Below are 13,507 nucleotides of genomic sequence, written 5' to 3' on the forward strand. Positions count from 1 at the left end.
ACATTATGAAAAATGCATTACAGGCTCAACTGCTCAAAGCAGGTTTAGTCGATAACAAAAAAGCGAAAAAATTGTCTAAACAAGCGGTGCATGAGCAACGCACTGGTCAAAGCAATGAAGCTGAACTTAAAGCCAAAATTGCCCAAGATCAACAAGCCAAACTTGAAAAAGATTTAGCTTTGGCAGCCGAAAAGAAAGCTCAGTTGCAACAAAAAGAACTCAAAGCTGCCATCATTCAAATGATTAAACAGCATAAAATTGGCGATATTGATGGTGAAATCAGCTACCAATTTATTGATGGTACGATTAAAAAAATCTACTTAAATCAGCAAATTTACAATGCCTTAGTTGCTGGTTCTTTAGTGATTGCCAAAGATGGTGAAAGCTATGCAGTTTTACCTAAAGCCTTAGCTGAACGCATTGATGCCAAAATGGAAGGCTTTATTTTAGTGAATAATTCACAGAAAAATGAAGACACCACCGATGAAGAAGATCCATATGCAGCTTATGTGATTCCTGATGATTTAATGTGGTAAGTATCTTTGAGTTGTCAAAACCCGCAAGTTGCGGGTTTTTTTGTATAAATCTCTTATGATCGCGTTATAAATCCGTCATTAGACTTTTTTTTGGCCTACCGCTCACTTAAGCTCTAGTTCTATTTAATTGGTGAGGTTTTATTTTGCAACGCATCCAAACAATGACTCATGAGATACAGGCTTGGGCAGATCAATATCCATGGCTAGAAATGCTAACATCGTTGAGTTTAGTGCTGTTGGTCGCTATTTGCGCCAACTTTATTGCTAAACATATCGTCGTTCGGGGTATTCGCGCCCTGATTGCACGAATTAATAGCCAGCACTATGCCATTTTAAATCAACATAATGTGATTCGTCGTATTGCCAACATTGTGCCTGCAGTTGTAATCATGAATGGCATTGTAACTGTGCCACATTTATCTGAAAAAGTGATTACTCTGGTACAGATGGGTGCGCAGGCTTTTATTTTCCTTACTATCGCGCTTGCCATTAGTGAGATTCTCAGTATTTTTAATGTACTGTACCAACGCAATCCTAAATCACGCAATAAACCGATTAAAGGCTACTTACAGCTGATCAAGCTGATCATTTTTATTGTCTGTGGTCTGATGATTCTCGGAACTTTTCTTAAAAAAGATGTATTTACCCTGCTCGCTGGTTTTGGTGCCATGGCGGCTGTATTAATGTTGGTCTTCCAAAATACCATTTTATCTTTGGTGGCTTCGGTTCAAATCTCTTCTTATGACATGGTGAGAATTGGTGATTGGATTGAGATGCCTTCCTTAAATGCAGATGGCGACGTGATTGATATGTCTTTACATACCATTACGGTGCAAAACTTTGATAAAACCTTAACCACTATTCCTACCAATAAGCTGGTGACGGACACATTTAAAAATTGGCGGGGTATGAGCAATGCTGGCGTACGACGTATGAAACGTGCTTTGTTTATTGATCAAAACAGCGTGCACTTTATGAGCAAAGATGAACAACAACATTTAAAAGAGTTCTTACTTTTAGATCAATATTTAGATCATAAAAATTCTGAGTTGGCGCATTTTAATGAACAATTATCTAATCAAGCTGTATATAACCAACGTCGTTTAACCAATTTGGGAACTTTTCGCGCTTATGTTGAATTTTATTTGCGTCAACATCCTGGTATTGCTCAAAATCAATCGATCTTGGTACGTCAACTGCAACCCACTGCACAAGGTTTGCCTTTAGAAATTTATGCCTTTAGCAATACGACAGTCTGGAAAGATTATGAAGCCATTCAATCCGACATTTTTGATCATTTGATCGCAATTTTACCAGAATTTGGTCTAAGTATTTATCAAGCACCCTCTGGACAGGACTTTCAAGCGTTAAAGTAAAAATGACTTAGCCAAGCTCAGCCAGAATGGGCTGAGCTTTTATAATGTAAATAAAAAACTGAATAAGGCATGTGGTCTTTTCCTTCAATTTTTATCATACTTAAAGATTATGCTCTGTCTTATGCTCGCTGTAGCGGTCGGCAGAATCGAAAATATTTCTTTTAGTCTTCGAGTAGTCAGTTCTATGTTAAAGTGGTTTGAAAAGCGCGTGAATCCTTATCCAATGGAGGATTTAAACAAACCACTGCCCACCACTTTTTTTGCCTTTGTCTGGCAAGCCTCTAAAGGCGTACGTCCTTATTTATTGTTTTTGGTCCTGTGTACCGCAGGTGCCGCCAGTTTTGAAGCGTTACTGTATGCCAAAATTGGCGATTTAGTCACATGGCTCAGTCAAACAGCGCCACAAGACTTTTTAACACAGCATCAAAATAATCTAATTATTTTAACCTGTATCTTATTGGCCAATGTGTTTTTTGCCACTTTACAGTCGATTCTCAAACATCAAATTTTGTATAGCAGCTTTCCGATGCGCTTGCGCTGGCGTTTTCATAATTTACTGCTGCAACAAAGCTTAGATTTTTTCCATAATGACTTTGCTGGGCGATTATCTGCCAAAGTAATGCAAACTGCGCTTGCGGTGCGTGAATTTTGGGTGATTTTGGGCGATATGCTGGCTTACGTGACTATTTACTTTATTACCGTTAGTTTGGTATTGGGTGCAATCTCACCCTTATTAATTTTACCTTTATTGGTATGGTTGGCTTTATTTATTTGTGCCGCTTGCTACTTTATTCCACGCTTAAGCAAAATTTCCAATGAACAAGCTGATGCCCGCGCCGTGATGACAGGACGCGTGACAGATGCTTATACCAATATTCAAACCGTCAAGCTGTTTGCCCATGCGGGGCGTGAAAGCCAATATGCCAAAGAATCAATGCAAAGCTTTATGATCACGGTATTTAAGCAAATGCGCTTAGGTACAGGTTATGAATTCAGTATTAAAGCCTTAAGCTTGGTGCTGTATATTGGTGTACTTGGTACTGCAATTTGGTTATGGATGAATGGTCGGGCTGAACTGGGCATTATTGCCGCAACCACCGCCATGATTTTAAAACTCAACAGTATTGCTGAATTTATGATGTGGCAAACCTCTGCCTTGTTTGAAAATGTCGGTACCATTCAAGATGGTATGAAAACCCTTGGCACTGCCATTCATATTCAAGATGCCAAAGATGCCAAAGATTTAGTGCTCACGCATGGTGAGATTGAGTTTAAAAATCTAGAATTTGCCTATAACGAGCGTAAGATTATTGATGGTTTAAGTCTAAAGATTCGCCCTGGTGAAAAAATTGGTATCGTTGGGCGCTCAGGTGCAGGTAAATCCACCTTAATTCAACTGTTATTGCATTTTTACCAACCACAACAAGGTCAGATTTTAATTGACGGCCAAGATATTCAAACAGTCACGCAAGATAGCTTACGTAAAAATATTGCGCTTGTAACCCAAGACACCTCTCTATTGCATCGTTCCGTGGCAGAAAATATTAAATATGGCTGTCCTGATGCTACAGATGCACAGATGTATGCGGCAGTCGCGAAAGCCAAAGCTAAAGATTTTATTCCAGAACTTACGGACTTACGTGGTCAAAAAGGATACGACGCTTATGTAGGCGAACGAGGGGTCAAACTCTCAGGTGGACAACGTCAACGGATTGCCATTGCGCGAGTCTTTTTAAAAGACGCACCAATCTTAATCTTAGATGAAGCCACCTCAGCGCTTGATTCTGAAGTTGAAGCGGCCATTCAAAGCAGTTTAGATGAATTAATGCAAGGTAAAACTGTGATTGCCATCGCGCATCGTTTATCGACCATTGCGCAAATGGATCGTCTCATTGTGCTAGATCAAGGTCAGATTGCTGAACAAGGCAGTCACGACGAATTGGTCGCTTTAAATGGCATTTATGCTAAGTTATGGCAGCGCCAAACGGGCGGTTTTTTAATGGATAAAGAACAAACACAATAAAGGAACACTATGTTGTATTTAGATGATTTAACTGTAGGACAACGTTTTATCAGTTCAAGCTATGAAATGTGTCTCGATGAAATTCTACACTTTGCCAAGCAATATGATCCGCAGAGTTTTCATACCGATGAACACGCGGCTAAGCAACATCAAATTTTTAAAGGCTTAGCCGCCAGTGGTTGGCATACGTCTGCCGTATGTATGCGCCTTTGGACAGAATGTATGCCAATCGCCAATGGTTTAGTGGGTACCGATTCACATGTGCGCTGGCTAAAACCGACGCGTGCAGGCGATCAGATTCATGTTGAAGTAGAAGTTACCCATATTCGCCGCTCTAAAACTAAGCCCAATCAAGCGATTGTCAGTTATCATACCCAAGCCATTAATCAGCATAATGAAGTCTTAATGACATCGGATACCAATATTGTGGTATTTAGTCAGACCAGCCATTAATCTATAACAAGTTAATTAACTATTAAATATCAATTAGTTTAATACATGAATATCTTTTGTTTTTGGCAAAAAGCATGTATAACACAGCATAAAAGCACGTTGTAAGGAGTTATCCATGAATCACCCTTCAGAATTAAAATATGCACGTACGCATGAATGGGTCAAAATTGAAGGTGATCTTGTTATTACCGGTATTTCTGATCATGCTCAAGATGCATTAGGCGATTTAGTCTATGTGGAAGCACCAGAAGTTGGACAACGTGTCACTGCAGGTCAACAAGCCGGTGTGGTGGAATCCGTCAAAACTGCTTCAGATATTCATGCCCCAGTATCAGGTGTGGTGGTTGAAGTGAATCCAGATCTTGAAGATGATCCAGATTTTGTCAATGATGCCCCGTATACCAAGGGTTGGATTTATAAAATTAAGCCAGATAATTTAGCGGATGTAGAAGCTTTGCTGTCAAGCGAAGAATACCAAGCAGGTCTATAAGCTAAAAAAGAATCAGCCCATGGGCTGATTCTTTTTTATTGATTAGTTTTAAATATACTTATCATCACATTGAGATATTATTGCGCATTTTTTTAAATTAAAACCATAATAATGAGCTAAATTCTCATTATACGCTATACTTTTGAATATTTTTTGACTAATATAATTCTATTATGTTCTCTCGCTGCCTTGCTTTAATGCATGTCAATAATAATTAAAATCTTTAACGCCTAGGCCTTAAAACAAGCAGCCGTTCTTGATTGATGTTTTAGGTTGGTTATGTCTCCTACAATTCCTGTGTTATGGAATAGATCATTCATTTTATGTCTATTCAATAATTTATTTTTGTTTATTTTCTATTTTGCTCAAACCACGATTTTACCCATTTATATTTTAAATGAGTTAGGTGGCACGCTAACCCAAGCGGGTTTAGCGATGACCTTATTTATGGTCTCGTCTATCGCCGTGCGGCCTTTTAGTGGTTTAATTATTGAAAAATTAGGACGTAAGAAGACTTTATACTTATCAGAAAGTTTATTTTGTCTATTTGCAGCAGCTTACATTTTTGCTGACAGTCTTAGTGCTTTATTGGTGATCCGTTTTTTACATGGTATTTGGTTTAGTATTTTAACGACAGTGACTGTACCGATTGCGAATGACTTTATCCCGCCTCAGCGTAAAGGTGAAGGCATGGGTTATTTTGTGATGTCAGTCAATTTAGGTATTGTATTAGGTCCACTGATTGCTTTAACCCTGATTCAGGATTTCTCTTATTTATTTGTCACCAGTATTTTAGCCAGTATTATTTTTCTAGGCTTTATCTTCTGCTTTATGATTCCTATTGCCAAGCATGTACCCGCGGTAACTATGGCAAAAAGGCGCTTAACGATTCATGATTTTGTTGAGAAAAAAGCTTTATCGGTTTCTATCCTTGCCCTTATGATTTCATTTTCCTATGCCAGCATTATGTCGTATATCTCACCTTTTGCAGATGCCAAGGGTTTACTGGAATATGCAGGGTTATTTTTTGTGGTCTTTGCCATTGCGATGATGAGCCTGCGCCCAATTACCGGCAAAGTTTATGATCGTAAAGGTCCAAGTTACGTGATTTATCCTGCGATTGCCTTGTTTGCTATTGGTTTAGCATTACTCAGTCAAATTGAAACCCTTACTGGTTTTATGTTAGCCGCAGTGTGTATTGGTATGGGATTTGGCTCAGTGCAGCCTTGTTTACAAACTTTAGCGATTCAACGTGCACCTAAAGCGCGTATTGGTCATGCAACATCAACATTTTTTACTTGTTATGACATTGGTATTGCATTGGGTTCATTGTTATTGGGTATGGTCATTGCTCAACAAGGTTATAGTTTTGCTTATTTAATATGTGCTGCCTTAACTTTATTGAGTCTTGCTTTTTTTGCTTTTTTTGTGAATCGGAGAAATTGATTTAATTGTATAAATTTGATTTTCTGTTTTAAAATTTTATTATACTTAGGCTATTTAAGATAATCCAGAGATTCAGTGTGTCTTTGTATCATGAAACATCATGGGAAAATTTATACATTATTGTTTGACAAAATAGTTTTGATTAAAACTCACGCTTTCCAGCTTGATATAGCAGCCTAATTTATGTATTGAGTAAAATTTTATCGCAGCACATTACTCTTCTATTTTGAAGGTAAACCAATCGCTTTAAGGTTGCCCTATTCCACGAAAGATTGCACATAGATTTAATCTCTATTCTTTGGCCTTACGAAGCCCTGCACATTTCGAGTCATTCATACAGGCATAAAAAAGACGCCTAGCAGGCGTCTTTTTTAATGATATGCATTTTAAGCAGTGTGTGCCAATTGCTGAGCACGTAAAGTGGTCGCCACTTGTAAAAATAATGCTTCAGTTTTATGCCAACCCAGGCAACCATCTGTAATGGATTGACCATATTGCATCTGTGCTGAAATTTTTTGTGCCCCATCTTGTAAATGGCTTTCGAGCATTACACCACGGACTTGGCTTTGTGAACGTTCTGCAATAATGGTTTTGAGTACTTCAGGCTGTAATAACGGGTTTTTACTGCTGTTGCCATGACTGCAATCAATCACTAAAGCAGGTAGCGCTGTTTTGGCGTTGGCTTGAATTTTTTTAATCTCTGCTAAGCTGTAATTTGGGCCTGAGTTAGCACCACGTAAAATTAAGTGTGCTTGAGGATTGCCCTGTGAGCTTAAAATTGCGGGTAAACCACTTTGGCTCAACCCTAAGAATTGATGTGGCTGACTTGCGGATTGAATGGCATCTAAAGCAATCTGAATCGAACCATCTGTACCATTTTTGAAGCCTACTGCAAATGGCATATGGCTAGAAATTTCACGGTGAATCTGTGATTCGCTGGTACGTGCCCCAATGGCACCCCAAGCTAATAGGTCATCGAAATAAGCAGTGGCCATTGGACTTAAGATTTCAGAGGCCAATGGCAAACCCATTGCGATCATTTTTAAGTATAAAGCACGTGATTTTTCTAGACCCAATTGCATATTGTTTGAGCCATCTAAAAGAGGATCGTATAGAAAACCCTTCCACCCTACAGTAGTACGTGGTTTTTCAATATAAGCACGCATCACAAAAAAGATTTGATCTTGAACTTGTTGTTGTAATTGTTGTAATTTTTCTGCGTATTCTAACACTGCCGCTTCATCATGAATTGAACATGGCCCAGTCACAATTAATAAACGCGTATCACGACCCGCTAAAATATCTTCAATGGTTTGACGTTGGGCTGCAACTTGCTGAGCCAATGCACTGGTTAGAGGCAATTGATTTTTAAGTTGTTGTGGTAAAACTAAACTGGTTTCTTGCTGAACGTGTAGCGCAGTATTTAAAGCATTCATGATTATTTTCCTCTGGACGGTACCACGTCCAATCTTTTATTTAAGCGTTATGGGTCTATTCAAGTGATGGCTAAGTTGCATAAAGTAAAACCAATACACGTTGCTAAAATATGACTTTTTAAATGTAAACATGAAATTTCTCCAAAAATGAAAGACATAAAAAAACCTGAGCGGGTTGCCGCTCAGGTATTAACTGGTGGGCAACCTTTTTGTGCCCGAACGCCTTCAGGCAACTATTGAAATTGCCAAAAATAAAAATAAGCGTGAACGGTTGCAGGTTGCCAAAGCATGTCGATGTCTTTTAATAAAATCTTAACGTGTAAAATAACATACGCGCTCTTTTAAGATTTGACAATGTTTTTATTTAAAAAAAATAGTTGATGATTCATTAACTTATTTTCATTACCCGATTGATTAAAAATAAATCATAGTTTAAGAATAAACTCTAAAATTAAATAAATTATTTAAATCAAATATTTATCTTGCAAAAGCTCTAATAAAAGCTTATCAATTACAAAAAATAACAAATAGACATATATCCAAAATAAAAACAATTTATTATGAATATCATGAATTTATTTTATGATAATTACTTATTCTAAATAGGAATTACGTATTACGTAATTAAGAACCCTTGTTTACAGCATTGAGCTTGTTAAGATGAGCGCATTCACCTCAAGGCTTGAGGTTTAAAAGTTTTAAAAATGCAATTGGATTGCACACAATAAGAGGATGTTTTCATGCACACGATGGCAAACCCACTGCAACTTTGTGGTTTCGAGTTTATTGAATTTGTTGGCCAAGATGGCTCCTTAGATCATATTTTCCAAACCCTTGGCTTTAGCTGTGTAGCCAAGCATAAATCTAAACGGGTAAGCTTATGGCGCCAAGGTGGCATTAATTTAATTTTAAATTATCAACCTGAATCTTATGCTTCAACTTTCTTTGAGCAGCATGGGCCTGGTGCTTGCGCGATGGCCTTTGGTACACAAAATGCTGCAGCAGCTTATGAGCAAGCACTCAAACTAGGTGCTGTGGCCCTAGACAATGTAGTTGGGCCAATGGAATTGAATATTCCTGCGATTCAAGGCATTGGCGGCGCACCGATCTTTTTAGTGGACTGTGACATATATACGCAAGACTTTATCTTTTTAGAGGGTGTAGATCCTCATCCTGTGGGTACAGGTCTATATGAGATTGATCATTTAACTCATAATGTTGAAAAGGGTCGTATGCAATATTGGGCAGATTTTTATGAAAAAATCTTCAATTTCCAAGAAATTCGCTATTTTGACATTAAAGGTGAATATACCGGCCTTACCTCAAAAGCGTTAACTGCACCTGATGGTAAAATTCGTATTCCACTCAATGAAGATTCAGAACAAGGTAATGGCCAAATTGCTGAGTTCTTAAAAGAATTTAATGGTGAAGGTATTCAACATATCGCTTTTGCCACCGATGATTTAATTGCCACTTGGGATCAGCTTAAAGCTTTAGGTGCTCAGTTTATGACTCCGCCACCTGCCACCTATTATGAAATGCTGGCAGAGCGCCTGCCTCATCACGGCGAACCCACTGAAGAATTACAACAACGTGGCATTTTACTCGATGGCAATACCCAAGGTGAAAAACGTTTGTTGTTGCAAATTTTTTCCCAAAACATGATTGGTCCTGTGTTTTTTGAGTTCATTCAGCGCAAAGCGGATGATGGTTTTGGTGAAGGTAATTTTAAGGCCCTATTCGAATCAATTGAACGTGACCAAATCCGTCGCGGTGTATTAGATATCTCGCACGGTTAATTTTTCCTCTTTAAGGGACAACATTGTCTAAGGGATCGGCATACAGCTGATGCCTTAGCCCTTTTTTAGTTGTAAATCGGCAAAAATAACAATAATGCCGCAACACGGATGATGAACCATGCATAGCTCTGAAGCAGGCCAACTGAAAAAAGGCCTTAAAAATCGCCATATCCAATTGATTGCCCTAGGGGGTTCGATTGGTACTGGTTTATTCCTAGGTGTTTCTCAAACGATTCAATTGGCTGGCCCTGCAGTAATTTTAGGTTACGCAATTGCTGGCTTTATTGCCTTTTTAATGATGCGCCAATTGGGTGAAATGATTGTGCATGAGCCAGTGAGTGGCTCATTTAGTCATTTTGCTTATAAATATTGGGGTAAATTTGCAGGCTTTATGTCAGGTTGGAATTACTGGGTACTGAATGTTTTAGTCTGTATGGCAGAACTCAGTGCTATTGGTCTTTATATTCATTATTGGTGGCCTGAGCTACCGACGTGGATCTCTGCCTTAGGCTTCTTCATTTTTATTAATTTAATCAATTTATTACACGTTAAGCTATTTGGTGAAATGGAGTTTTGGCTGTCGATTATTAAGGTCTTAGCCATTATTGCAATGATTGCCTTTGGTAGCTATCTACTCGCAAGTGGCTCAGGGGGTCCAAGCTCATCGCTCACGAATTTATGGGAACTCGGTGGCTTTTTTCCCAATGGTGTGATGGGGCTCGTGATGGCCATGGCCATGATTATGTTTGCCTTTGGTGGTATTGAGTTGGTTGGTATTGCTGCTGCAGAAACTGATAATCCGCAAAAAACCTTACCTAAAGCCATTAACCAAATTGTCTATCGCGTGTTGCTGTTTTATATCTTTACCTTGGTGGTGATTTTATCCCTATATCCTTGGAACCAGATGGCGCAAGGCGGTAGCCCTTTTGTGCTCATTTTTGACTCCTTAGGCAGTCAAGGCGTAGCCACTGCACTCAACTTTATTGTCTTGACCGCAGCGGTTTCGGTGTATAACAGCACCAATTATTGCACCAGCCGTATGTTGTTAGGTTTGGCTCAGCAAGGCAATGCACCGCAGTTTTTAGCCAAAATTAATGCACGTGGTATTCCAGTCAATGCCTTAATGGTTTCAGCATTTTTTACTTTACTGTGTGTGCTACTCAATTTTCTCTTCCCCGAAACCGCTTTTAGCTTACTGATGATGTTGGTTGTGGCAGCGATTGTGATCAATTGGGTGGTGATCTCGTATACACACCTCAAATTTAAGCAACATATGCTGAGAAATGGCCAAACCACCTTGTTTCCAAGTTTATTTTACCCATTTGGCAATTATTTATGCATTGCCTTTATGGCGGGCATTTTGCTGATTATGAGTCAAAGCCCAATGCGTGTTGCAGTATTACTATTGCCGTGTTGGATCTTGCTGCTGACCCTTGCTTATTATGTACAACAAAAAAAGCTGGCCAATAAAGCCTTAAGCCACAAAGTGAATATTTCAGGATAATCCCATGTTTAATCATATTCCACCCTATGCCGGTGACCCAATTTTATCCTTAATGGATGCCTATCAAAAAGATCCGCGTGCTCATAAAGTCAATTTAAGCATTGGCTTATATTATGATGAACAGCAACAAGTACCGCAGCTTGAGGCCATCCAACAAGCTTATACTGATTTAGATACACAGCTCAAACAGGTCAAATTATATTTACCTATGTCAGGCCTTGAAAGCTTTAATCGTGGTTCACAGCAGTTGGTTTTCTCAACGAATGACCCAGCAGTTTTGGATCGCATTGCTACGTTACAAACTTTAGGCGGATCAGGTGCATTAAAATTAGCAGCCGATTTTATCCATCAATTTTTCCCTAGCAGCCAACTTTGGGTTAGCGATCCAACTTGGGAAAATCACCTCAGCATTTTTCGTGCTTCCGGTGTGATGTGTCATGAATATCCTTATTATGATGCAAACCGTAAAGCTGTAGACTTTGATGCCATGTTAACCTGCTTAAAGCGTTTGGCACCACACAGTGTCGTGCTATTACACCCCTGTTGTCATAACCCTACTGGTGTAGATTTAGATTCAGCACAGTGGGATCACGTGATCAAGGTACTCAAAGAACAGCAACTGATTGCGCTGTTTGATATGGCCTATCAAGGTTTGAGCCAAGGCTTACAACAAGACAACTATGCGATTCAACACGCACTATCTCAAGGCTTAAGTTTTATGGTGAGTCACTCATGCTCCAAGATTTTTTCTTTATATGGAGAACGTGTTGGTAGTTTAAGTATTGTGTGTCCTGATGTCGAGGCTCGGCTACGTGTAGCAGGTCAGCTTAAGTCTTTAGTCCGTAAGATTTACTCGAGTCCACCTACTACAGGTGCGCTTTTAGTCAGCCATGTCCTCAACACAGCAGCCTTAAATAGCCTTTGGCAACAACAGCTGGAACAAATGCGTCTACGTATGCACGCCATGCGTCAGGCTTTACGCCAACAACTAGAACAACAACTACAGCAAGACTTTTCTTATCTGACCCAGCAACAAGGGATGTTTAGTTATACGGGTTTAACCCAAATGCAAGTACAACAGTTACGCGATGATTATGCGATCTATTTGGTAGGGAGTGGGCGCTTATGTATTGCCGGTCTTAATCAGAAAAATCTAAATTACGTGGCGCAGAGTTTTGGCCAAGTACTTAAAAGCGCTGTTACTATGAGTGCATAAAAAAACGGGCAATATGCCCGTTTCTTTTTATTCAAATTTAGTCTTGAAAATGTACCACTGAGCGAATCGATTTACCTTCGTGCATCAGATCAAAAGCTTCGTTAATTTTATCTAACCCCATAGTATGGGTCACAAATGGTTCAAGTTGAATTTCACCTGTCATGGCTTCTTCAACCATTCCTGGCAACTGTGAACGACCTTTGACCCCACCAAATGCGGTGCCTTTCCAAGTGCGGCCTGTTACCAATTGGAATGGACGGGTTGAGATTTCTTGACCTGCACCCGCAACCCCAATAATCACTGATTGCCCCCAACCACGATGTGCACATTCTAAAGCTGAGCGCATCACATTCACGTTACCAATACATTCAAAGGAATGATCAACCCCCCAACCTGTCATTTCGACAATCACTTCTTGTACAGGTCTGTCATAATCTTTTGGATTGACAAAGTCAGTTGCACCAAACTCTTGGGCCAATTTAAATTTATCTGGGTTGGTATCTACTGCAATAATACGGCCGGCTTTGGCTTTTTTGGCACCCTGCACCACCGCCAAACCAATGCCACCTAAACCAAAGACTGCAACCGTATCCCCTTCTTGTACTTTCGCCGTGTTTTTCACTGCACCTAGACCAGTTGTGACACCACAGCCGAGTAAGCAAACATGTTCAGGATTGGCTTCTGGGTTAATTTTTGCCAAAGACACTTCAGCAACCACAGTATATTCAGAGAAGGTTGAGCAGCCCATGTAGTGATAAATTGGCTCACCGTTATAAGAAAAACGTGTGGTCCCATCTGGCATAAGCCCTTTACCTTGGGTGGCTCGTACTGAAGTACACAGATTCGTTTTACCTGATTGACAGAATAGACATTCGCCACATTCTGCAGTATACAGTGGAATCACATGATCACCCGGTTGCACCGAAGTCACCCCTTCACCCACTTCCACCACAATCCCTGCACCTTCATGACCCAAAACTGCTGGAAAAATCCCTTCAGGGTCATCACCTGATAAAGTAAAAGCATCGGTATGGCACACACCCGTATGGGTAATCTTAACTAAAACTTCACCTGCTTTAGGTGGTGCGACGTCAATTTCTACAATCTGGAGCGGTTGGCCCGGACCAAAGGCAACGGCAGCACGTGATTTCATGGTATGTCTTTCCTTAAATATTGATATGCTTTAACAGTTTACTAACAGTAACCGCTTTTTATTGGGCGTTTCAAG

General features: G+C 39.6%; 11 protein-coding genes. 9 read left to right on the plus strand and 2 right to left on the minus strand.

Going from position 1 to position 13,507, the window contains the following annotated elements:
• Nucleotides 1-2: 2 nt before the first annotated feature.
• The 6 genes from AC5YCI_RS00110 to AC5YCI_RS00135 all read left to right on the plus strand — a co-directional run bounded on the left by AC5YCI_RS00110 (nt 3) and on the right by AC5YCI_RS00135 (nt 6,324).
• Entirely contained in the window at nt 3-536 is a 534-nt protein-coding gene (locus AC5YCI_RS00110; RefSeq protein ID WP_496129217.1) for a DUF2058 domain-containing protein, read from the plus strand.
• Nucleotides 537-697: 161 nt separating this feature from the next.
• Entirely contained in the window at nt 698-1,912 is a 1,215-nt protein-coding gene (locus tag AC5YCI_RS00115; protein WP_496129216.1) for a mechanosensitive ion channel family protein, read from the plus strand.
• A gap of 184 nt (nt 1,913-2,096) precedes the next feature.
• Nucleotides 2,097-3,935, plus strand: coding sequence for an ABC transporter ATP-binding protein (locus AC5YCI_RS00120; RefSeq protein ID WP_496129187.1), 1,839 nt, complete (start codon nt 2,097-2,099; stop codon nt 3,933-3,935).
• A 9-nt stretch (nt 3,936-3,944) separates the two neighbouring features.
• Nucleotides 3,945-4,388 carry a MaoC family dehydratase gene (locus AC5YCI_RS00125; protein WP_496129186.1) on the plus strand — a complete coding sequence of 148 codons (444 nt, stop codon included), beginning with the start codon at nt 3,945-3,947 and terminating at the stop codon, nt 4,386-4,388.
• Nucleotides 4,389-4,503: 115 nt separating this feature from the next.
• Nucleotides 4,504-4,878: a glycine cleavage system protein GcvH gene (gcvH, locus tag AC5YCI_RS00130; RefSeq protein ID WP_496129185.1), complete on the plus strand. Its 375-nt coding sequence runs from the start codon at nt 4,504-4,506 to the stop codon at nt 4,876-4,878.
• A gap of 279 nt (nt 4,879-5,157) precedes the next feature.
• Entirely contained in the window at nt 5,158-6,324 is a 1,167-nt protein-coding gene (locus tag AC5YCI_RS00135; RefSeq protein ID WP_496129184.1) for an MFS transporter, read from the plus strand.
• Nucleotides 6,325-6,710: 386 nt separating this feature from the next.
• Here AC5YCI_RS00135 and AC5YCI_RS00140 read toward each other — a convergent pair whose 3' ends face one another.
• Nucleotides 6,711-7,760, minus strand: coding sequence for a 3-deoxy-7-phosphoheptulonate synthase (locus AC5YCI_RS00140; protein ID WP_496129183.1), 1,050 nt, complete (start codon nt 7,758-7,760; stop codon nt 6,711-6,713).
• 740 nt (nt 7,761-8,500) lie between these two features.
• Here AC5YCI_RS00140 and hppD point away from each other — a divergent pair.
• The 3 genes from hppD (at nt 8,501) to AC5YCI_RS00155 (ending at nt 12,279) form a co-directional block, all read left to right on the plus strand.
• The gene (hppD, locus tag AC5YCI_RS00145; RefSeq protein ID WP_496175052.1) at nt 8,501-9,559 is read left to right on the plus strand and encodes a 4-hydroxyphenylpyruvate dioxygenase; all 1,059 of its coding nucleotides are present in this window, start codon (nt 8,501-8,503) and stop codon (nt 9,557-9,559) included.
• Nucleotides 9,560-9,677: 118 nt separating this feature from the next.
• A complete protein-coding gene (locus AC5YCI_RS00150) occupies nt 9,678-11,063 on the plus strand; it encodes an amino acid permease (protein WP_496129181.1) in 1,386 nt (461 codons plus the stop codon).
• Between the two features lie 4 nt (nt 11,064-11,067).
• Entirely contained in the window at nt 11,068-12,279 is a 1,212-nt protein-coding gene (locus tag AC5YCI_RS00155; RefSeq protein ID WP_496129180.1) for an amino acid aminotransferase, read from the plus strand.
• 37 nt (nt 12,280-12,316) lie between these two features.
• On the opposite strand, the gene AC5YCI_RS00160 is transcribed toward AC5YCI_RS00155, so the two are convergent.
• On the minus strand, nt 12,317-13,432 hold the full coding sequence (locus AC5YCI_RS00160) for an S-(hydroxymethyl)glutathione dehydrogenase/class III alcohol dehydrogenase (protein WP_496129179.1): 1,116 nt from the start codon (nt 13,430-13,432) through the stop codon (nt 12,317-12,319).
• Nucleotides 13,433-13,507 lie beyond the last annotated feature (75 nt).

The organism is Acinetobacter sp. CY17, from assembly GCF_059515825.1.